Annotated in this window: 22 protein-coding genes; 9 read left to right on the forward strand and 13 right to left on the reverse strand. The window is 65.2% G+C overall.

Features of this window, described 5'->3' with window-relative positions:
• On the forward strand, positions 1-446 hold a 446-nt coding region (locus tag PMI42_RS05165; RefSeq protein ID WP_008131209.1), incomplete at its 5' end, for an adenylosuccinate synthetase.
• 37 nt (positions 447-483) lie between these two features.
• Positions 484-2,148, forward strand: coding sequence for a hypothetical protein (locus PMI42_RS05170; RefSeq protein WP_008131211.1), 1,665 nt, complete (start codon positions 484-486; stop codon positions 2,146-2,148).
• Positions 2,149-2,305: 157 nt separating this feature from the next.
• Here the strand turns inward: PMI42_RS05170 and PMI42_RS05175 are convergent, their stop codons facing one another.
• Together PMI42_RS05175 and PMI42_RS05180 are read right to left on the reverse strand one after the other, a co-directional pair.
• Entirely contained in the window at positions 2,306-2,674 is a 369-nt protein-coding gene (locus PMI42_RS05175; protein ID WP_008131213.1) for a hypothetical protein, read from the reverse strand.
• A gap of 175 nt (positions 2,675-2,849) precedes the next feature.
• Positions 2,850-3,089 (reverse strand): hypothetical protein, encoded by a 240-nt coding sequence (locus PMI42_RS05180; protein ID WP_008131215.1) that lies wholly within the window; start codon positions 3,087-3,089, stop codon positions 2,850-2,852.
• A 163-nt stretch (positions 3,090-3,252) separates the two neighbouring features.
• Here PMI42_RS05180 and PMI42_RS05185 point away from each other — a divergent pair, with 163 nt between their 5' ends.
• Both PMI42_RS05185 and PMI42_RS05190 read left to right on the forward strand, forming a co-directional pair.
• Complete coding sequence (locus PMI42_RS05185) at positions 3,253-3,678, forward strand: DUF5413 family protein (RefSeq protein ID WP_008131217.1); 426 nt, start codon at positions 3,253-3,255, stop codon at positions 3,676-3,678.
• Positions 3,679-3,739: 61 nt separating this feature from the next.
• A complete protein-coding gene (locus PMI42_RS05190) occupies positions 3,740-4,297 on the forward strand; it encodes a DUF4112 domain-containing protein (protein WP_008131219.1) in 558 nt (185 codons plus the stop codon).
• A gap of 216 nt (positions 4,298-4,513) precedes the next feature.
• Here PMI42_RS05190 and PMI42_RS05195 read toward each other — a convergent pair whose 3' ends face one another.
• From PMI42_RS05195 to msrA, 4 genes are all read right to left on the reverse strand, one after another.
• Positions 4,514-4,810 (reverse strand): hypothetical protein, encoded by a 297-nt coding sequence (locus PMI42_RS05195; protein ID WP_008131222.1) that lies wholly within the window; start codon positions 4,808-4,810, stop codon positions 4,514-4,516.
• Positions 4,811-5,024: 214 nt separating this feature from the next.
• Positions 5,025-5,189, reverse strand: a complete 165-nt coding sequence (locus PMI42_RS37795) for a DUF3309 family protein (RefSeq protein WP_008131224.1) — start codon at positions 5,187-5,189, stop codon at positions 5,025-5,027.
• A gap of 108 nt (positions 5,190-5,297) precedes the next feature.
• A complete protein-coding gene (gene msrB, locus PMI42_RS05200; RefSeq protein ID WP_008131226.1) occupies positions 5,298-5,717 on the reverse strand; it encodes a peptide-methionine (R)-S-oxide reductase MsrB in 420 nt (139 codons plus the stop codon).
• 30 nt (positions 5,718-5,747) lie between these two features.
• A complete protein-coding gene (gene msrA / locus PMI42_RS05205) occupies positions 5,748-6,452 on the reverse strand; it encodes a peptide-methionine (S)-S-oxide reductase MsrA (RefSeq protein WP_008131227.1) in 705 nt (234 codons plus the stop codon).
• Between the two features lie 305 nt (positions 6,453-6,757).
• Here msrA and PMI42_RS05210 point away from each other — a divergent pair, with 305 nt between their 5' ends.
• Positions 6,758-8,443: a tetratricopeptide repeat protein gene (locus tag PMI42_RS05210; RefSeq protein WP_008131229.1), complete on the forward strand. Its 1,686-nt coding sequence runs from the start codon at positions 6,758-6,760 to the stop codon at positions 8,441-8,443.
• A 264-nt stretch (positions 8,444-8,707) separates the two neighbouring features.
• Here the strand turns inward: PMI42_RS05210 and PMI42_RS05215 are convergent, their stop codons facing one another.
• The 6 genes from PMI42_RS05215 to napE all read right to left on the reverse strand — a co-directional run bounded on the left by PMI42_RS05215 (position 8,708) and on the right by napE (position 14,262).
• Positions 8,708-9,823, reverse strand: a complete 1,116-nt coding sequence (locus tag PMI42_RS05215; RefSeq protein WP_008131231.1) for an ATP-dependent DNA helicase — start codon at positions 9,821-9,823, stop codon at positions 8,708-8,710.
• Positions 9,824-10,098: 275 nt separating this feature from the next.
• Complete coding sequence (locus PMI42_RS05220) at positions 10,099-10,740, reverse strand: NapC/NirT family cytochrome c (protein ID WP_008131232.1); 642 nt, start codon at positions 10,738-10,740, stop codon at positions 10,099-10,101.
• Positions 10,737-11,207, reverse strand: a complete 471-nt coding sequence (locus tag PMI42_RS05225) for a nitrate reductase cytochrome c-type subunit (protein ID WP_008131233.1) — start codon at positions 11,205-11,207, stop codon at positions 10,737-10,739. The genes PMI42_RS05220 and PMI42_RS05225 overlap by 4 nt, the downstream gene beginning before the upstream one ends.
• Entirely contained in the window at positions 11,204-13,717 is a 2,514-nt protein-coding gene (gene napA / locus PMI42_RS05230) for a nitrate reductase catalytic subunit NapA (RefSeq protein WP_008131234.1), read from the reverse strand. Before napA ends, PMI42_RS05225 begins: the two co-directional genes overlap by 4 nt.
• A gap of 17 nt (positions 13,718-13,734) precedes the next feature.
• Complete coding sequence (locus PMI42_RS05235) at positions 13,735-14,049, reverse strand: chaperone NapD (protein WP_008131235.1); 315 nt, start codon at positions 14,047-14,049, stop codon at positions 13,735-13,737.
• Positions 14,050-14,076: 27 nt separating this feature from the next.
• Entirely contained in the window at positions 14,077-14,262 is a 186-nt protein-coding gene (gene napE, locus PMI42_RS05240) for a periplasmic nitrate reductase, NapE protein (protein ID WP_008131236.1), read from the reverse strand.
• A 216-nt stretch (positions 14,263-14,478) separates the two neighbouring features.
• Here napE and PMI42_RS05245 point away from each other — a divergent pair, with 216 nt between their 5' ends.
• From PMI42_RS05245 to PMI42_RS05260, 4 genes are all read left to right on the forward strand, one after another.
• The gene (locus PMI42_RS05245) at positions 14,479-15,648 is read left to right on the forward strand and encodes an AraC family transcriptional regulator (protein ID WP_008131237.1); all 1,170 of its coding nucleotides are present in this window, start codon (positions 14,479-14,481) and stop codon (positions 15,646-15,648) included.
• A gap of 84 nt (positions 15,649-15,732) precedes the next feature.
• Positions 15,733-16,971: an acyltransferase family protein gene (locus tag PMI42_RS05250; RefSeq protein ID WP_008131239.1), complete on the forward strand. Its 1,239-nt coding sequence runs from the start codon at positions 15,733-15,735 to the stop codon at positions 16,969-16,971.
• A 56-nt stretch (positions 16,972-17,027) separates the two neighbouring features.
• Positions 17,028-18,233 (forward strand): LLM class flavin-dependent oxidoreductase, encoded by a 1,206-nt coding sequence (locus PMI42_RS05255; protein WP_008131240.1) that lies wholly within the window; start codon positions 17,028-17,030, stop codon positions 18,231-18,233.
• 240 nt (positions 18,234-18,473) lie between these two features.
• Positions 18,474-19,256 (forward strand): helix-turn-helix transcriptional regulator, encoded by a 783-nt coding sequence (locus PMI42_RS05260; protein ID WP_008131242.1) that lies wholly within the window; start codon positions 18,474-18,476, stop codon positions 19,254-19,256.
• Between the two features lie 127 nt (positions 19,257-19,383).
• Here the strand turns inward: PMI42_RS05260 and PMI42_RS37410 are convergent, their stop codons facing one another.
• Positions 19,384-20,022: an HAD family hydrolase gene (locus PMI42_RS37410; RefSeq protein ID WP_008131243.1), complete on the reverse strand. Its 639-nt coding sequence runs from the start codon at positions 20,020-20,022 to the stop codon at positions 19,384-19,386.
• Positions 20,023-20,197 lie beyond the last annotated feature (175 nt).

The raw sequence follows: 20,197 nt of genomic DNA on the forward strand, positions 1-20,197 counted from the left end.
ACGCAGGCGTCGGCAAGCACCTGGCCTCCGTCGGCCACGAGTTCGGCACTGTGACTGGCCGCCCCCGCCGCTGCGGCTGGTTCGATGCCGTGCTGGTCCGCCAGGCGGTCCGCACCTGCGGCATCAACGGCCTCGCGCTGACCAAGCTCGACATCCTCGACGGCTTCGATTCCATCGAGGTCTGCACCGGCTACAAGCTCGACGGCAAGGAGATCGATTATTTCCCGGCCGGCGAGGGTGCCCAGGCCCGAGTCGAGCCGATCTACGAGACCATCGAGGGCTGGAAGGAGCCGACCGCGGGCGCGCGATCCTGGGCGCAGCTGCCGGCCCAGGCCATCAAATATGTCCGCCGGATCGAGGAATTGGTGGGGTGCCCGGTCGCGCTGCTTTCCACCAGCCCCGAACGCGAGGATACTATTCTGGTGCAAAATCCGTTTGAGGCTTAACGATATCTTACCGGGACGCGCGTATAATTGAGTAGAAATGGCTGATTACTATCCGCTGATCGCCCGCGCTATTGCCGCCCTGGACCCCAACGCTCCCGGCGAAAGCCGTCGCGCGCTCTATGAGCGGGCGCGCACGGCGCTGATCGCGCAGCTTCGCAGCGTGCAGCCGCCGCTCTCCGAATCCGAGATCACCCGCGAACGGCTGTCGCTGGAAGAGGCCGTCCGCAAGGTCGAATCGGAGGCCGCCCAGCGCGCCCGCGACGCCTCGCGCCCGGGCGGCGCTCCCCGCAGCAGTGGCAGCGGCGATGCCTTCCGCCGGGCCAGCACCCGTGCCACCGAGGGCAATCCGGCCGCGGCCCCTCCGGCTGCTCCGCCGCGCGCGCGCCCGGCGCCGACGCCGCCGCGCGCCGACCGCCCGTCCTTCAACGTCGATGACCAGGCCGATGCCCAGCGTCCGCCGCGCGCCCCGCGCTTCGACGCGCCGCGCCAGCCAGGCCCGCTTGGCTCTCCGCCCGCGTCACCGCCGATGCCGGAGCCGCCGGCGCCTCCGCCGGCCGGACGCGATCGCCAAAGTGACCGTCAAGGCGATCGTCAAGGCGGGCGCCGTCCGCCTGATATCGGACCGCCGCCGGCGCTGCCGCCCGCCCCGGGCGTGCGCGGCTTCCGCGACATCACGGCCGACGCCAACGATCTCGGCGGCGCCGCTGCGCAGGCCAATCGCGCCGCGCGCCGCACCTACGCCAACGTGCCCTCGCCCTCGCCGGAATTCGACCGGCTGGAGCCGAGCCTGGAAAACCGTGTCGGCGAGGGCGAGGCGCCCTATTCCTACGACGAGTCGATCGAGGAGGCCGAGCGCTATGCGCCGCGGCCGGCGTCCGGGCGGCCGCACATCCCCGTCCTCGACCGCGACGCCAAGAAGAAGCCCAAGCGCGGCGGCTCCCGCTTCCCGTTCAAAAGCGCGATCGCCGTCGGCATCGTGCTGATCCTGGTCGGCGCCGGCATTCTCTGGGGCAAGTCGCTGGTCCAGACCGCGAGCGGCCTGTTCAAGCCCTCGCCGACCCAGGTGGCCGAGGCGCCGAAGGATCCGTCCCAGCCGCAGAGCAAGCCGAAGATCCCCGATCGCGTCGGCCAGCCGTCGGCGAATGACCAGCCGGTCGCGCCGGTGGCGCAGAAGGTCGTGCTCTACGACGAGGATCCGTCCGATCCCAAGGGCAAGCAATATGTCGGCTCGGTGGTGTGGCGGCTCGAACCGATCAAGGCGTCGGGCAACCAGAAGGCCGACGTTGCCGTGCGCGCCGACATCGAGATCCCCGATCGCAAGTTCAAGATGACGATGTCGTTCCGCCGCAACACGGACTCTTCGCTGCCGGCGAGCCACACGGCGGAATTGACCTTCGTCCTGCCGCCGGATTTTCCGGGCGGCGGCGTCTCCAACGTGCCGGGCATCCTGATGAAGTCGAACGAGCAGGCGCGCGGCACGCCGCTCGCAGGCCTCGCGGTCAAGGTCACCGACGGCTTCTTCCTGGTCGGCCTCTCCAACGTCGACGCCGACCGCGCCCGCAACGTCCAGCTCCTCAAGGAGCGCTCCTGGTTCGACGTGCCCCTGGTCTACGCCAACCAGCGCCGCGCCATCATCGCCATCGAGAAGGGCGCCCCCGGCGAGCGCGCCTTCAACGACGCCTTCGCGCAGTGGGGCGATTAGGCTTCGCTCCGGGAGATTCGGCCTCAGGCGCTGCCACACGCTCCGTCATTGCGGAGCGTAGCGAAGCAATCCAGAAACTTTCCGAGCAGGCAGTCTGGATTGCTTCGTCGCAAGCGCTCCTCGCAATGACGGCGGAGAGAGGCGTCGCGACTTTCTCCTACTGCGCCGCGGCTTCCCGCTTGCGCGATGCGCCCGTGGCGGCGGCGTGCTCGCGGTCCATCACGGCGCGGCAGCCGGGGCTGACCTCTGCTTTCTTCCGCACCATGCAGGCGGTGATCCGGGGGATGTCGGGGATTTCACTGGAGCACAGCCGCATCGCGTCGCCCGAGCACATCTGCTGCGCTTCGGACGAGAAGGCGAGGCCCGGCGATGTCTGGACTGCGATGGCGGTGGTGGCGAGGGCGAAGAGAGTTGCGGTCGTCCGGTAGATTGACATGCGAAATGCGTCCCCGAGTTCGGTGGGCTTGGGCCACTTGATTTTGGGGCGCCGCACACGGCTTGATCTGCCGCACGTCGCAGCCTTCATGCCGGACCTCGATCCCGCATGTGGTCGCTCGATTTCTTGCTGTTCGAATCGGAAAGTGCTGCGCCGCCCGAGTGAAGTATGCGCCATTGTCAAAGAGCTGCAATGGGCGGCGCAAAGGAATTCGCGATTGTTGCGCGGACGTCACGCAACGGCCGGAGGCACTTGGATTCCAATCTTACATTCCGTGGCTCTCGAACACCTTGCTGCAGGACTTCGACAGCTTGGACCGGTTGGCTTGCAGACAGCCCTGCACGGCGCCGTCATTGCCGAGGTCCTTGCGGCAGAAGCGCGAGGCATCGCGCGAGCAGGCGCTTTGCTCCTGCGACGTTCCCATATGGCCTTGTGCGAAAGCGGAGACGCTCGAGGTGACGGCGGTCAACGCGACCGCTGCGAGAAGCAGGGTTGTATTACGCATCATTGGGTCCAATCGTGCTGATACAGGCAAGAATTTGCAGTCCCCTGAGAACTCGCCGATTTGCCAGACGTTCCCGAAACGGCAGGTCCGGACACCCCTCGGAACCCGCTATCCAAGCTTCCCGCCGCGCTGCTATAAATCAGCCGAGATGTGAGGGTGCTTGATGAAACGCTATCTGGTGTTCGCGCTGGTCGGCCCGTTCGTGGGCGGGTTCCTGCTGCTGCTGACGACGACCTACCAGTCCGGCTATTGGGCCCAGACCAATCTCGGCGAGGTCGGCAAGCTGTTCTCGGTGTTCTTCAAGTCGCTGCAATACAGCTATCTGTTCGGCTTCCTGCCCTCGCTGATGATCGGTGCGGTCGACGACATCCTGATCCATGTCCGCCGGATCGGTCCGGTGCTGCGGATGCTGCTGGTCGGCCTGTTCGCTTTCGTCCTGGCCTCGCTGACCTACAGCTCGCGCGGGCCGGATTCGGGCGCGATTCAATTCATCCTCTACGGCCTCGTCGGCTTCGTGCCGTCGGTGATTTCCTCCTGGCTCGTGCATAGATATGTCGAGGAGCCGCAGCCAGCGGCGGCCCCGACCTGACCGCGCGACGTTCGGGCGCAGCGCAGCAACCTCCGCAGCGTTGGTGAGTTTCCCCTGGGCCATGACCATGTCTGACGACGATATCATTGTTCCACGCAAATCCGGTTCCGGGAGCCGTTCGCGCGCGACCTTTTCAGGCACCGAGGCGCGCGGGCCCGTCATCGACCAGAACGGCCAGGAGATCCGGCCCGAGACGCTGGAGCAGGGGTTTCGCGAGTTTCGCTTCGAGTTCGGCAAAGACGGTCAGTTCGCCGGCAACCCGTTCGGCAATCTGACGCGGGAGCAGCGGATCGCCCGGATCGAGGCGATCGCAAAACTGCTCGACGTCGCCTTCGTTCTGCCCGGCACCAACATCCGCTACGGCATCGACGGGCTGATCGGGCTGATTCCCGTGGTCGGCGACATCATCACCACCGCGATCTCGCTGTGGCTGGTGCGCGAGGCGCGGGCGCTGGGCGCGCCCTGGTACATCACCGCGCGCATGCTCGGCAATGTCGCCGTCGACGGCGTGGTCGGCATCGTGCCGTTCGCGGGCGATGCCTTCGACGTCATGTTCCGCGCCAACATGCGCAACGTCCGCCTGCTCCGCCGCTGGCTCGACAAGCAGCCGCGCGTCTGAAGCTTGCAGGTCAGTCTCGGTGTACCTCTCCCGCTTGCGAGAGGTCGACGCGCGAAGCGCGGCGGGTGAGGGTTCTCGCCTCTTGGGGGTCCTCGTTTGCGGAGATACGCTCTCCCCAGCCCTCTCCCGCAAGCGGGAGAGGGGGAACTAAAAACGCAAAAAGCGCGATGACCTTTTGATCATCGCGCCTTCTGCGTATCGGAGTTTTGCGAAAGCTTACGCCGCGTCGGCGTCGGTCTCGGCGGCGGCCGGCTCCGGCTTGCGGTGGCGCTCCAGCGGGAAGGCTTCGCTCTCATAGAGCGAGCGGATGCCGTTCTGGTCGAAGCGCGCTTCCTCGACCTGGAGATAGGCGCCGTTCAGCGAATCCGTCGGCAACTGCTCCATCGCGAACTGCACGGCTTCGGCCGCGGTGCCGAACCGGCGATAGGTGAAGCCTGCACGCTTCTTCTTGCGGATCGCAGCGGGGAAGAGCTCGGCGGAAGTGTTGAAGTTGAACGGACGCAGTGGACGCATGGTCAAAGACCTCGTGATCTTCTCTGGGGCTTTAAGCGCGTGGGGTTTGGGGCGGAGGAGGCCACGATCGTGTGGGCCCGCCGCACATGTCATTTTCGCTCTCTAATATAGGCCGTTTTGACAAAATTGCGACCCCCGCGATGGGAGATGATGAATCCGCGCATGGCAGCCCCGCAAGGGCTATAAGCCAATATTTTTCAATGGCTTATGTGGTTTACAGCTTGCCAAGCAGCAGCAGGACGACCAGCACCACCAGCACGACGCCGCCGATGCCCATGCCGGAATGGCCGAGGCCATAGCCATAGCCGCCGACCCGCCCGGACATGCCGCCGAGCAGGTAGATGATCACCAGGATGATCAGGATGGTCCCGAGTGACATTGGCGTCCTCCCTGGCGGCCGCCGGAATGCGATGATCGGCCGCACCGCCAGGAGAAAAAAGCACATCCGGCCGCCCGGTTCCACGTCGGAACCGGGCGGCCGGGAATGTTATTTCGGCTCGAGCTTCAGCGCCGCCGAGTTGATGCAGTAGCGCAGGCCGGTTGGCCCCGGTCCATCGGGGAAGACATGGCCGAGATGGCCGCTGCACTTGGCGCACAGCACCTCGGTGCGGATCATGCCGTGGCTGACGTCCCGCTCCTCGTCGACATGGCTCTCGACGGCGGGCGCGGTGAAGCTCGGCCAGCCGCAGCCGGAATCGAACTTGGCGTCCGACTCGAACAGCACGTTGCCGCAGCCGGCGCAGACATAGGTGCCGGCGCGGTGGTCGTGCTCATATTCGCCTGAGAAGGGACGCTCGGTCGCCTTCTCGCGCAGCACCGCGTACTGCATCGGCGACAGCTCGCTGCGCCACTGCTCTTCGCTCTTGGTGACCTTGTCGTCGGTGGTCTTCATTTTGGTGTCGGGCATGGGTCTCCCGTTTCTCTTGGGATCTCGCGATCAGTTGGTGGCCTTGCTGGCACTGACCAGCGTCGGCTTCTCAATGTAGTTATCGGCGAACAGTTTTTTCAGGTTCTCGACCTTGGGAAGGTCGTTATAGGCGATGTAGGGCTGGTTCGGATGCAGCGTCAGATAGTCCTGATGATAGGCCTCCGCCGGATAGAACGCCTCCAAGGCGCCGACCTTGGTCACGATCGGCTTGCTGAACACTTTTGCGGAGTTGAGTTGGGCGATGTAGGCCTCCGCGACCTTCTTCTGCTCGTCGGAGGTGGTGAAGATCGCCGAGCGATATTGCGTGCCGGTGTCCGGCCCCTGGCGGTTGAGCTGGGTCGGGTCGTGGGCGACCGAGAAGTAGATCTGGAGAATCTTGCCGTAGGAGATCTTCTTCGGGTCGTACTTGATCTCGACCGATTCCGCGTGGCCGGTCCGGCCGCTCGAGACGGTCTGGTAATCGGCGGTCGCCTTGGTGCCGCCGGCATAGCCGGACACCGCGTTGACGACGCCCGCGGTGTGCTGGAACACGCCCTGCACGCCCCAGAAGCAGCCGCCGGCAATCACGGCGGTCTGGATGCCGCTTGCCTGCGCGGCGTCCATGGCCGGGGCAGGGATCACGACCGCATCCTCGGCAGCCCGGGACGGCACGGCAAAGGCCAGCGTCAGGGCGGTGGTTGCGGCGAGCAGGGTCAGGAGGGCAGGACGGCGCATGGCGGGGCCTCTTTCCGGGAGATGGGACACTCTAGGTCGGTTGGCGCCGGGCGAACAGTCTGCCCGACCGCCTTTTCGGTCATCTGAGATACGGGCAAAGGCGCGGATTGTTACGCGCGGACGGACACGAGTCCGTGAAAAATGCCGCATCGGGGACCGGCTTGGCGGCAGGAGGAACTCCGCGCTAAGAGCATGATCCGCAACAGTGAGAAGCGGTTTTGCGCAATGAGCATGCGCGAGCCATGGATGAACCCGCGCGATCGACGATCGACTTAAAAAGTGGTGGCTGGAGCTGACCTGACAACATGCTGCGCGTCGTTTCCCTGACCCTCGTCATCCTCGTCGCCGGCGCCGCAATCGCCGCGGCCGAGCCGCAATCCGGCGACGATCTCGCCATTTGCCGTGACCGGCAGGCAGAGCTCCAGGCCCGCGCCACGGCCTGCGACAATCTGCTCAACGCCGACCGCCTCGCCGGCAAGGACAAGGCGATCGCGCTGACCGTGCGCGGCAACACGCTGCTCAACAAGCGCGACTATGTCCGCGCCATCGAGACCCTGTCGATGGCGGTGGACCTCGACCCCGACAACGTCGTCACGCTCAATCTCCGCGGCCTCGCCAATGAGCGCAAGGGCCAGGACGACCTCGCGATGGCCGACTACAACCTCGCGCTCCAGAAGCGCCCGACCTACGGTGTGCCCTACAACAATCGCGGCGTCATCCAGCTGCGCCGGGGCGCGCTCCAGAGCGCGCTCGACGATTTCAACCTGTCGATCAAGTACACGCCGAAATTCCTGCTCGGCTGGACCAACCGTGCCCGCGTCCGCACCCTGATGAAGGACTATGACGGCGCGATCGCCGATTTTGCGGAGGCCGAGAAGATCGATCCCACCGCGCCGCAGATCGCGGGCAACCGCTGCGTCACCTACGGCCTGATGGGCAAGTACGATCTGGCCCTCGCCGACTGCAATGGTCTGATCGAGAAGCAGCCGAAGAACGCGTTCGCAATGAACAACCGCGCCGAGGTCAGCATGAGGAAGGGCGATTTCGACGCCGCCCTGAAGGACTACAACGCCGTCATCGAGCTGAACCCGAACAGCGTGCGGGCGCATTCCGGCCGTGGCCAGATCTACGAACGAAACAAGGATCTCGCGCAGGCGCGCGCCGACTACCGTGCGGCGTCCTATTCGCTGACGAAGTTCGACGAGCCCGACGTCGCGCGCGCCCGCGCCATCGCGCAGGAACGGCTCGCCGCTCTGACGCCGCAAACGCCGACCGGGGCGACCGGGCGCCGCGTCGCGCTCGTGGTCGGCAATGGCGCCTACAAGAACGTCCACGCCCTGCCCAATCCGCCGCGCGACGCGAAACTGATTGCGGGCGCGCTGCGCGACGTCGGTTTCCAGACCGTGATCTCCGCTGGCGACCTCACCCGCGACGAGTTCTTCGAAGCGCTCCAGACCTTCGCCGCCGAGGCGGAGAAGGCCGATTGGGCGGTGGTCTATTACGCCGGCCACGGCTTCGAGATCGGCGGGGTGAATTACCTCGTCCCGGTTGACGCCAAGCTCGCCGCCGACAAGGACGCCGAGACGCAGGCCGTTGCCCTGGAGCAGGTGATCGCGGCGGTCGGCGCTGCGCGAAAAGTGCGGCTGGTGATACTGGATGCCTGCCGCGACAATCCGTTCGCGCCGACGATGCAGCGCACATTGTCGTTGAAGCTGGTCGACAAGGGCTTTTCCAACATCGAGCCGGGCGCCGGCTTCATGGTGGTCTACGCCGCCAAGCATGGCGAGACCGCGATGGACGGTGAGGGCGGCGCCGACAGCCCGTTCTCAACCGCGCTCGCCCGCGAGATCAAGGTGCCCCGGGTCGAGATCCGAAAGCTGTTCGACATCATCCGCGACGACGTCTGGTCCGCCACCAAGCACGAGCAGCAGCCGTTTTCCTACGGCTCGCCGCCGGGACGCGAGGATTTTTATTTCGTGGCGGGGAAGTAGGGGCGGCGCGTGTGAGACGCGACGGCGGAGCCTGACAACCGGTGTCGTCCCCGCGAAGGCGGGGACCCATACCCACAGGGAGAAATGTGAGGCAAGGCGCCCACTCCGAGTCCTCGCCAAACTTCTCCCTGTGGGTATGGGTCCCGGATCTGCGCTTCGCTTGTCCGGGACGACGGAGGGAGGAGAATGTAGCCCGCATGAGCGAAGCGACATGCGGGTCTTCCGGTCCCGGATATCGCTGCGCTCATCCGGGCTACGGCAGCCTCACACGACAATGCTCAACCGTTTCGCCGCCCGCGTGATCCCCGTGTACAGCCACCTTGCGCGGCTCTCTCCAAACGCAAAGCTCTCGTCGAACAGGACGACGTCGTCCCATTGCGAGCCCTGCGATTTGTGTACGGTCAGCACGTAGCCGTAGTCGAACTCGTCATAGGGCTTGCGCTGCTCCCAGGCGATCGCCTCGACGCCGCCCTCGAAACAGTCGGCGCGCACCGACACCTTCGTCACCTTGTGGCCGAAGTCTTCGTCCGGCGACAGCCGCATCGAAAGGATCCGCGATTTCGAGCGCGAAGTGTTGCGCGACTTGACGCGCCACAGGCCGCCGTTGAACAGGCCCTTCTTGCGGTTGTTGCGCAGGCACACCAGCTTGTCACCGGCGACCGGGAAGACGTCCTCGATGTTCTGGCGCTGGCGCACCCGCATGTTGTAGGCGCGCCTTGTGTTGTTGCGGCCGACCAGCACCTGGTCGGCGCTCATGACACGATCGGGGTCGAGCTCTTTCCGCGACACCACCTCGCTCTCGCCGTAGCGCCCGATGTCGAGCTCGCGCCCCTCGCGCACGTCCATAGACATCCGCACGATCGGATCGTCCTGCGCCTGCCGGTGCACCTCGGTCAGCATCGCGTCGGGCTCGGTGTTGGTGAAGAAGCCGCCGCCCTGGATCGGCGGCAGCTGCGCGGGATCGCCCAGCACCAGCAGCGGACAGTCGAACGACATCAGGTCGCGGCCCAGTTCAGCATCGACCATCGAGCATTCGTCGATCACGATCAGCTTGGCCTTGGACGCCGGCGCGTCGTCCCAGAGTTCAAAACTCGGCTGCTCCTCGCCGGATTCGCGGGCGCGGTAGATCAGCGAGTGGATGGTGGAGGCCTCGTCGCAGCCCTTGTTGCGCATCACCAGCGCCGCCTTGCCGGTGAAGGCGGCAAACTTCACCTCGCCGTCGACGTCCTCGGCGATATGCCGCGCCAGCGTGGTCTTGCCGGTGCCGGCAAAGCCGAACAGCCGGAAGATCGGCGGCGTGCCGTTGCGACCGGGTTTTGCCTTGAGCCAGTCGCCAACGGCCTTGAGCGCGGCATCCTGATGCGGAGTGAAAGTGGCCATGTCTGCTTTGAGAGGGGCGAAACGGAGCGATTCGCCACCCCCCAAAACTAACCATTCGGCCCAAGGGTTCAAGCGCAGGGCAATCGCAATTGAGGCCGCTCCCTGCGGCCATCCTTCGAGACGCCCGCCGTTGGCGGGCCCTCAGGATGAGGGCGGCGCGCGCGGCGGCATTTTCGGCAGGCGACGGTGCCAGTCAGCCTCATCCTGAGGAGACCGCGCAGCGGTCGTCTCGAAGGACGAGGCGCTTGCTCAGACCCCGCCAAGAACCGACCAGCCTATTGCCAGCCGGGCACGCCGCGCATGTCGGGCAGATGGTGGGCGATGCCCTTGTGGCAGTCGATGCAGGTCTTCTCGCCCGTGAACAGGAAGCGCTGGTGCGCCACCGAGGCCCGCGGCGACTGCTTGGTGATGTCCATGGAATCGGCGCTGTGGCAGTTGCGGCATTCCAGGGAATCATTGGCCTTGAACCGCGCCCATTCGTGCGCCGCCAGCTCGAGGCGGTGATCCTGGAATTTTTCCCTTGTGTCGATGGTGCCGAAAATCTTGCCCCAGACTTCCTTGGAGGCCTGCATCTTGCGCGCGATCTTGTCGGTCCAGTTGTGCGGGACGTGGCAGTCCGGGCAGGTCGCGCGCACGCCGGAGCGGTTGCTGAAATGAATGGTGGATTTCAGCTCGGCGAAGACGTTGTCCTTCATCTCGTGGCAGCCGGTGCAGAATTTTTCGGTGTTGGTCAGCTCCAGCGCGGTGTTGAAGCCGCCCCAGAAGATCACGCCGGCCGCAAAGCCCGCCAGCACCAGCACGCCGAGACCGAACACAGAGCTCGGCCGGATCAGCACCTGCCAGAGTTCGCGCGCGAAATCCCAGCAGCGCAGGATGAAGCCGCGCTTGGCTTCTGGCTCGTCAGCCGCCGTCGTCATCGCCGGCCACCCGGGCTTGCACGCGACAGCAGCGTGTCGATGTCGGTGAAGTCGTTGCTGACGGGCGGCGTGGCGGTGTTCTGCGGCACGTGGCACTCGGTGCAGAAGAAACGCCGCGGCGAGATCGAAGCCAGGAACTGGCCGTCGCGGTCCATGAAGTGGGTGATCGAGACCATCGGCGCCTGCGATTCCGCGGTGCGCGCCCGCGCATGGCAGGACAGGCATTTGTTGCCGTTGAGGTCGATCTGGTAGCCGTCGATCGTGTGCGGGATGACAGGCGGCTGCTCCGGATAGTTGCGCACCTCCCGTTCCGACGTGTTGCGGTTCGGCAGCATCGGCGGCGCCGGGCCCTCGTCGTTGAGCGGGGCCGGGCCGCGCAGGCCGGAGCTGACGGTCTGCGCGGTCAGGGAGCTCGCGCCGGCGGCGATCGCGACCGCGAGCAGGGCTATGCCAAATCGTTTCATCATGACAGGCTCACCCGCTCGATGCGCACGGCGCATTTCTTGTAGTCGGTCTGCAGCGAGATCGGATCGGTGGCGTCCAGCGTCACCTTGTTGATCAGCTTGGATTCGTCGAACCAGGGCACGAAGACGAGCCCGCGCGGCGGCCGGTCGCGGCCGCGCGTCTCGACGCGGGCGCGGATGAAGCCGCGGCGCGACACCACCTTCACCTCGTCGCCGCGCCGGAGCCTGGCTTCCGCCGCGTCGTCGGGATGCATGAAACAGACGGCCTCGGGGAACGCCTTGTAGAGCTCGGGAACGCGGCGCGTCATGGTGCCGGAATGCCAATGCTCCAGCACGCGGCCGGTCGAGAGCCAGAACGGATAGTCGCCGTCGGGCGATTCCGCCGGCGGCTCGTAGGGCAGCGCGAAGATGCGCGCCTTGCCGTCGGGATAGCCGTAGAATTGCACGCCCGTTCCCTGCTTGACGTAGGGATCGCTGCCCTCGCGGAAACGCCACTTCGTCTCCTGGCCGTTGACGACAGGCCAGCGCAGGCCGCGCTCCCGGTGATAGGTGTCGAACGGCGCGAGGTCGTGGCCATGGCCGCGGCCGAACGAGGCGTATTCCTCGAACAGGCCCTTGTGGACGTAGAAGCCGAACGCCTTGGACTCGTCGTTGAGATAGCCCTGCTCGATGTCGGCAACAGGGAATTTGTCGACCTGACCGTTCCTGTAGAGCACGTCGAACAGCGTCTTGCCGCGGACATCAGGCTTCTTGGCGATCAGCTCCTCGGGCCAGACCTCCTCGATCTTGAAGCGTTTCGAGAACTCCATGAGCTGCCAGAGATCGGACCTGGCATCGCCCGGTGCCGCGACGAGCTGGTGCCAGAACTGCGTGCGCCGCTCGGCATTGCCATAGGCGCCTTCCTTCTCCACCCACATCGCGGTCGGCAGGATCAGATCGGCGGCCAGCGCGGTCACCGACGGATAGGCGTCCGAGACCACGATGAAATTGTCGGGATTGCGGAAGCCCGGATAGGTCTCCTCGTTGGCGTTCGGGCCGGCCTGCAAATTGTTGTTGACCTGCACCCAATAGGCGTTGATCAGGCCGTCCTTCAGCATCCGGCTTTGCAGCACGGCGTGGGCGCCGGGCTTGTCGGGAATGGTGCCTTCGGGCAGCTGCCAGATGTGCTCGGCATGATCGCGATGCGCCTTGTTGGTGACGACCATGTCTGCGGGGAGGCGATGCGAGAAGGTGCCGACCTCGCGCGCGGTGCCGCAGGCCGAGGGCTGGCCGGTCAGCGAGAACGGGCTGTTGCCGGGCGAGGAGATCTTTCCGGTCAGCAGGTGGATGTTGTAGATCAGGTTGTTGCACCAGACGCCGCGGGTGTGCTGGTTGAAGCCCATGGTCCAGAACGAGACCACTTTTGTCTTCGGGTCAGCATAGATCTCGGCGAGCGCCTCGAGGCGATTGAGCGGCACGCCGGACATCTCGGCGGCTTTCTCCAGCGTGTAGTCCGACACGAACTTGACGTACTCGTCGTAGCTCATCTCGGTGGAGTCGTTGGCCTTCGCCGCGCCCGTCGCCTTCTTCTGCAGCGGATGCTCGGGCCGCAGGCCATAGCCGATGTCGGTCTGCCCGCGCCGGAAGATGGTGTGCGCGGCGACGAAGTTCTTGTCGACCCGTCCGGTCCTGATGATGTGGTTGGCGATGGCGTTCAGCAGATAGAGATCGGTCTGCGGCTTGAAGATCATGCCGATGTCGGCGAGGTCGAACGAGCGATGCTCGAAGGTCGAGAGCACGGCGACGCGGACATGCGGCGCGGACAGCCGGCGGTCGGCGAGGCGCGTCCACAGGATCGGGTGCATCTCCGCCATGTTGGAGCCCCACAGCACGAAGGCGTCGGTGGCCTCGATGTCGTCATAGCAGCCGGCCGGCTCGTCGATGCCGAAGGTGCGCATCATGCCGGCGACGGCCGAGGCCATGCAGTGCCGCGCATTGGGATCGATGTTGTTGGTGCGGAAGCCGGCCTTGAACAGCTTTGACGCCGCATAGCCTTCCCAGATCGTCCACTGGCCGGAGCCGAACATGGCGACGCCGTTCGGCCCGCGCTTCTTGATCGCCTCCTTCCACTTCACCTCCATGATGTCGAAGGCTTCGGTCCAGCTGACAGGCGTGAACTCGCCGTTCTTGTCGTACTTGCCGCCTGTCTTGCGCAGCATCGGCTGCGTCAGGCGATCGTGGCCGTACATGATCTTGGAGAGGAAGTAGCCCTTGACGCAGTTGAGGCCGCGGTTGACCTCGGCCTTGGTGTCGCCATGGGTGGCGACGACGCGGTTGTCCTTGGTGGCGACCATCACCGAGCAGCCGGTGCCGCAGAAGCGGCAGGCGGCCTTGTCCCATTTCAGTTCGGCGACGTCGCGCTCTGCGACGAGGTTTGCGGCGAGCGCCGGCGCCGGCATGCCCGCGGCGGCGGCCGCGATCGCGGCGGCCTCGAGCTTGAGCATCTGGCGGCGGTCGAGCTTTGGCGATGTCATGATGGCTCTCCGGGCGCTTAGGTCGTTTCGATGGCGTGGAAGACCAGCGCGGCGGAATAGACGTCTGCCAGCGACTGGATGGTATTGAGCATGGTGCCGAGGCTGCCGGCGTCCGGTGCCTCGGTCACGACGACGAGTTTTCCGCGCGGATCTCGTCCGTGAATTTCGCAGCCGGGAAGCGCCGATATCGCGGCCTCCAGCGCGTCGAGGCGCTCGGGGCGCGCCTGCACGATGATGCTGGCGATCTCGCAGCCCGGCGGCGAGACGACGCGCTCGGCGCTAAGCACCCGGCCGGTGATCAATGCGCGGCGGTTGAGTGTGGATTGGGCCATGATGCCTGTCTTTCGCTGTCCGGACGGTCAATGCGGGGAGGGCGGAGGGCCGGGCGGGCCGGCGAACATCTGGTAGATCCAGACGCCGAGCCCATAGGAGCCGACCGTTCCGACCGCGAGGACGGGCATCACGACCGCGGTCAGGAACAGGAAAGCGAAAATCTCCATGCGCTTACGGCGCACGCGCGTGGTCGCGTCGTCGGGGGCCGACATATTCGGTCTCTTCAGGATTTTGGGAATCGGGACGGCATCCGGGCCGTTGCCTTGCTGCAGTTTTGATGCATCTGGACCGCCGCGGCGTTGATCTGGATCAATTCGTCGATTTGCAGCGATCGCCGGGGCCGTGACGACAGCCGCAAGTTTGGGTTGTGCCCGCGCAGAGGTGGTGCGACAGTTTGACCTCGAACGGGGATACGAGCTGTGAACGCGATGGGGCTGACGGCCATCGATCTCGGGCTGCGCGGCGCGACAAGCGGCGTGTTCCTGCTGATCGTTGTCATCGCATTGCTGCGTCGTGCGACCGGCCAACAGGTTCTGCTGGGCGTTGCGATGTGCGCAGGCGGCATCTTCTATGCGATCACGACCGCGCCCAACTTCCCCAAAGCGGCTTTGTGGTGGACGTTGCCGATCCTGTGGGCGCAGCCTGCAATATTCTGGCTGTGGGCGCGCGCGGCGTTCGACGACGATTTCGTGCTGAAGCGGTGGCACGGCGCCCTTTGGCTGAGCATCGTGGCCTATGGGTTCGCGATCACGCTGGGCTGGGCGCACTGGCCTGCTTTGGCTGGCGCAGGCGGTCGGGGGCTGGCATTGGCCACCCTGGTGCTGGCCCTCGCTGCCGCGGTTCAGACGGTCAAGACCTGGCGCGCCGATCTGGTCGCGCGGCGCCGCCGGCTGCGGCTGGCGATGCTTGTGATCAATGTCGTGCTCATCGCGGCCGTCGCCGTCGCCGGCTTCGCCGCAATTCCCGTCGCGGTTCCCGGTGCGCCCGGCAGTCTGCCGACCGCGCTCGGCCTGTTCGTCGTGGCCATGCTTGCCGGCATCGGCCTGTTCAGCGCACCAGCAGAGGCTGTCGACGACGCCACGGCCGCGATTGCATCCGGCGAGGTGCGCAAGGCCGGCTTCGCTCCCACCGGCCGGGTCGCCGTCGATCCCCGGGTCGTCCTCGATCCCCGGGTCGCTCTCGATCCCCGGGTCGCTCTCGATCCCATCCTGCTGCGGCGCCTCGACCATCTCATGACCGTGGAGCGGGCCTATCGGCAGGAAGGTCTTGCGATCGGGGCGCTTGCGGCGCGGTTAGGGGTTCCCGAGCATCGGCTCCGCCAGGCCATCAACGAAGGGCTGGGCTACCGGAACTTCAACGCGTTCCTCAACCGCTATCGCATCGCGGATGCCAAGCTGGCGCTGTCCGATGGGACGCAGCGCGATGTCCCGGTGCTGACCATCGCCATGGATGCGGGTTTCCAGTCGATCGGACCTTTCAATCGCGCCTTCAAGGCCGAAACCGGCATGACCCCGACCGAATTCCGGCGCGAAGCCTTGAGCCGACTTGAAATCGACCGGCCTCTCGAAATCAGCCCGCCGCGCCGAGAAATCGGCTAGCCGATTTTTGGATTGGGCGAGAGAGCCTCGATACGATCAGGCAGATTGTTGCAGAGAAGCGTCTCCAGCAAGCCGAGCCCGCCCATGTCCTATTCGACGACTGTCACTCCCGCAACCGAACGGCTCCACGCGCTGGATGCGCTAAGGGGTATCGCGCTGCTGCTCGGCATCGTCCTGCATGCGACATTGTCGTTCGTCCCGTCGCCGACCCGGTTCTGGATCATCCAGGACACCCATCAAAGCATGACGCTGGGCCTGCTGTCCTTCGCCATCCATGTCTTCCGGATGACGACCTTCTTCCTGATGGCAGGCTTCTTCGCCCGCATGAGCCTTCATCGCCGCGGCGCCTTCGGTTTCGTCAGGGATCGGTTGCAGCGGATCGCCCTGCCGCTCGCGATCGCCTGGCCGATCGTGTTCACGCCGATGGCTCTGGTGGTCGTCTGGGCCGCGGGCTTTCCGAATGGCGGTCCGGTTCCCGGCGCGCCTCGCTGGCCGCCGGTGCTGCCGAATTTCCCGCTGACCCATCTCTGGTTTCTCTATGTGCTGCTGGAACTCTATGTCGCCATGCTGCTGCTGCGCGGCGCGATCGTCCGGTTCGATGCATCGGGTACGCTGCGGGCGCTCATCGACCGCGCCTTTGCGCGGATCATCTGCAATCCGCTGGCGCCTCTGGTCCTGGCGATCCCGATCGGCATCGCTTTCTGCCTCGATCAACGCTGGGTCAACGTGATGGGGGTGAGGACACCGGATCAATCGCTCATCACCAACGCGCAGGCCTGGATCGGCTTCGGCACCGCCTTCGGTGTCGGCTGGATGCTGCATCGGCAGATCGATCTGCTGCGGCTGCTCGAGCGGCGCTGGCTGGCGCATCTCCTGCTCGCGCTCGGTCTGATCCTGGTCAGCTACGTGCTGACGGGGATGATGTTCTCCGCTCCCGGTGCGCCCAAGCTGCAGGTCAGCTTCGCCACGCTCAGGCTTGTCTCTGCCGTCCTCTATGCGCCCGCCATATGGATATCGACCTTCGCGGCGCTCGGTCTGGCGCTCCGCTTCATGTCCGGCTTCAGCCCGGCCCGGCGCTACCTCGCCGATGCCTCCTACTGGCTCTATCTGATCCACATGCCGATCGTGATGGCGCTGCAGGTCGCGCTGTCGCAGCTCGACTGGCCCGGGCTGGCCAAGTTCGCAATCATTCTCCTCGTCGCGACCCCGCCGATGCTGGCGAGCTATCACCTGCTGGTGCGCTTCACCTTCATCGGCGCGATCCTGAATGGCCGCCGTGCCGAAAAGCGCGTTCTCCCGCAAGGCGGAATTGCGACTGCGTAGACAGCGCCGCCTCACATATTAAGATGCCCGCAACAAGAATAAGCGGGAGAAGCGTCATGAAGTTCGGCATCTTCTATGAGCTGCAACTGCCGCGGCCCTGGGTGGCCGGCGACGAGCTGAAGCTTTACCAGAACGCGCTCTCGCAGATGGAGCTCGCCGATCAGCTCGGCTACGACCACGCCTGGGTCGTCGAGCATCATTTCCTCGAGGAATATTCGCACTCGCCCTCGCCGGAATCCTTCCTCGCAGCCGCCAGCCAGCGCACGAAAAATATCCGGCTCGGCCACGGCATCCTCCAGCTCACCACCAATCATCCCGCCCGCGTCGCCGAGCGCGTCGCGGTGCTCGACCTGCTCTCCAACGGGCGCTGCGAATTCGGCATGGGCGAGAGCGCCTCGATCACCGAGCTGACGCCGTTCGGCCGCGACATGGAGACCAAGAAGGAGGTCTTTGAGGAAGCGGTGCAGGCGATCTTCCCGATGTTCAAGGACGCAGGAAGCGAGCATCACGGCAAATATTTCGACATCCCCTTGCGCAACGTCGTGCCGAAGCCGGTGCAGAAGCCGCATCCGCCGCTGTGGATGGCCTGCTCGCAGCTGCCGACCATCGAGCGCGCCGGCCGCCACGGCTTTGGCGCGCTCGGCTTCCAGTTCGTCAGCGCCGATGCGGCTCACGCCTGGGTGCACGCCTACTACAACGCAATGACGAAACGGCTGCACAAATTGGCCGACTACGAGATCAACCCGAACATGGCGCTGGTGTCGTTCTTCATGTGCGCCAAGACCGACGAGGAGGCACGCGCGCGCGCCGACGGCGCCACCTTCTTCCAGTTCGCGCTGCGCTTCTACGGCGCCTCGCAGAACCGCCAGCGGCCCGCGCCCTACACGGTCAACATGTGGGACGAGTACAACAAGTGGAAGCGCGACAATCCCGAGGCGCAGGAGGCGGCCTTGCGTGGCGGCCTGATCGGCTCGCCCGAAACCATCCGCAAGAAGCTGAAGCGCTTCCAGTCTTCGCACATCGACCAGGTCATTTTGCTCAACCAGGCCGGCAAGAACAGCCACGAGCACATCTGCGAATCGCTCGAGCTGTTCGGCCGCGAGGTGATGCCGGAGTTCCAGAACGATCCCGCCCAGGCCGCCTGGAAGCAGGGCGTCATGAGCGGCGAGATCAAGCTGGAGGAGATCGACACCGAGGCTTTTACGGATCGCTACGGCAAGCTCGCGATCAACGTTCCCCCAGCAAAGGCCGCGGCGGGATAGCGTTTCGCGTCTGGCGTGGGCCTCGGCTCAGCAGCGCATCGTTACACGCTGCGCTGCGTCCGGGGCACGAGACCGTGTTCTGCATCGGCGGCAACCCTCTCGTGTCCCGGACGCGCTGCAGCGCGTAGCGCTGCTGCGCAGAGCCGGAACCCATGAGGCGGCATAACCCACCGCCGCCGACTTTCGGTAAACACCCGCTGCTGATATCCTCCGCCAAAAGAACTTTCGCGGAGGACACCCATGCGGCCCCAGGCGACGGCCCCATATGCAGCGGCCGGCGACGTCACGCCCGCGGTGCTCGCGATCGGCCGTCCCGACTTCCCGAACATCCTGATCGACACGCTGCGCCGGCAGGCCGGCGTCGGCCATTGCATGGTGTTCGCCCTGACGCGCGCGGGCAGCGCGCGTTGCCTGCTCGATGCCGGCAATATCCCGACCGGCAGCGATCTCGGTGCCGCCTATGCCGGCCAGTTCCACGAATCCGATCCCAACCGCGACGCCCTGTTCGAAGGCGAGGGCGGTGCGCCGATCATGCTGCCGTCGTTCGCCCCGCGCATGTATGGCGCGCGCTACCGAAAGATCTTCTTCAACGATTCCGACATCGTCGATAAATGCGCCACCGCGATCTGGACCGGCGACACCTGCTTCTACGTCAACTTCTACCGCATCACGTCCCAGGGCCGCTTCGGCGATGCCGAGCGTGCACGGCTCCAGGCCATCGCGCCGGCGATAGGCGCCAGCGTCGCGCGTCATTTCCAGCAGACCGCGACGCTGGACCAGAACCTCGCCGCGTTGTTCGCCACGCGTGCGCCGCTGTCCGCGCTGACGCCGCGCGAGCAGGAGGTCTGCCGCCGCATCATGCTCGGCTTCAGTTCCGAAGCGATCTCGCAAGCGCTCGGCATCAGCGTGCATTCGACCCTGACCTACCGCAAGCGCGCCTATCAGCGGCTCGGCATCTCCGCGCAGAACGAATTGTTCGCGATCGTGCTGGGCCTGCTCGCGGGGGCAAGCGGCCTGAATTGAGGGGCTTCTTGGCCCGCGATCTCCTGTCGAGAGCAAAGCGCGCAAGCGCTCCCCCGGGACCGTCGGGTTGTGTCCCCGAAGCGGATGCTCGCATTCGAGCGGAAGGCTGCCGAACGGCTTCACAAAGTCAAGAAGATGCTTTCGGCTGAGGGCGAACGCCATGCTTAGCCAGGAGGTCGAGCAGGATTTCGGCGCCAGAAACCCCGTCGAACACTTCCGCGCGCATGCCGACCTGGATAGCCGCCGCCACGTTCTCGGACCTGTCGTCGAAAAACAGGATCGATTCTCCGGGCTGTCCTAGGTGTGCGAGAACGTGCTCGAAATAGCCGCGCTTCGGCTTGGCCACACCCATCCGGCAAGAATAAAATTCGCCGTCGAACAGCCCAGCATAGCCGAGCGTTTCTGACATGTGGCGTGCACGATGGACCTGCTGGTTAGTGGCCAGATAGCACCTGACGCCCGATGATCGGATCGACTGCACGACGTCCATTATTGCTGCGTCGACTTCAATGGCGTTGAGGATTGCCAGGATGGTTGCCGTATCCAAGCCGCGCCCCACGCTCGCAGCGAGTTCGGATATTGCAGCTGTGAAATCGTCCTCACATTCCAAGAACGCTGCTTCGACAAGGAGGACGTCGTTTGCGAAACTATCGAGAAGCACGTCTTCCGTAAGCGCCGGCAACCGCGAAAATGCTATACGCCATCTGATTTGTGGCCGTTGCAATACGCCATCTGCGTCGAAGAGAATCGTCTCGATCGGTTTCATTGCCTTGAGCGTACATTTTTTCCCACCAAAGTCCCAGTCGGTTCGCTTCCTCGCTATTTGGCCAGACGATTGAGTCACCTGCAATCACAGGTCGGTTGATGGGGTAGACCGGAAGTTTGCGGGTAAGGTCAAACTGACGCGATTGACCCGAAGCGGTCGGTTTTTCCCTTGTGAT

This window comes from Bradyrhizobium sp. YR681, from assembly GCF_000282615.1.
Lineage (GTDB): Bacteria > Pseudomonadota > Alphaproteobacteria > Rhizobiales > Xanthobacteraceae > Bradyrhizobium.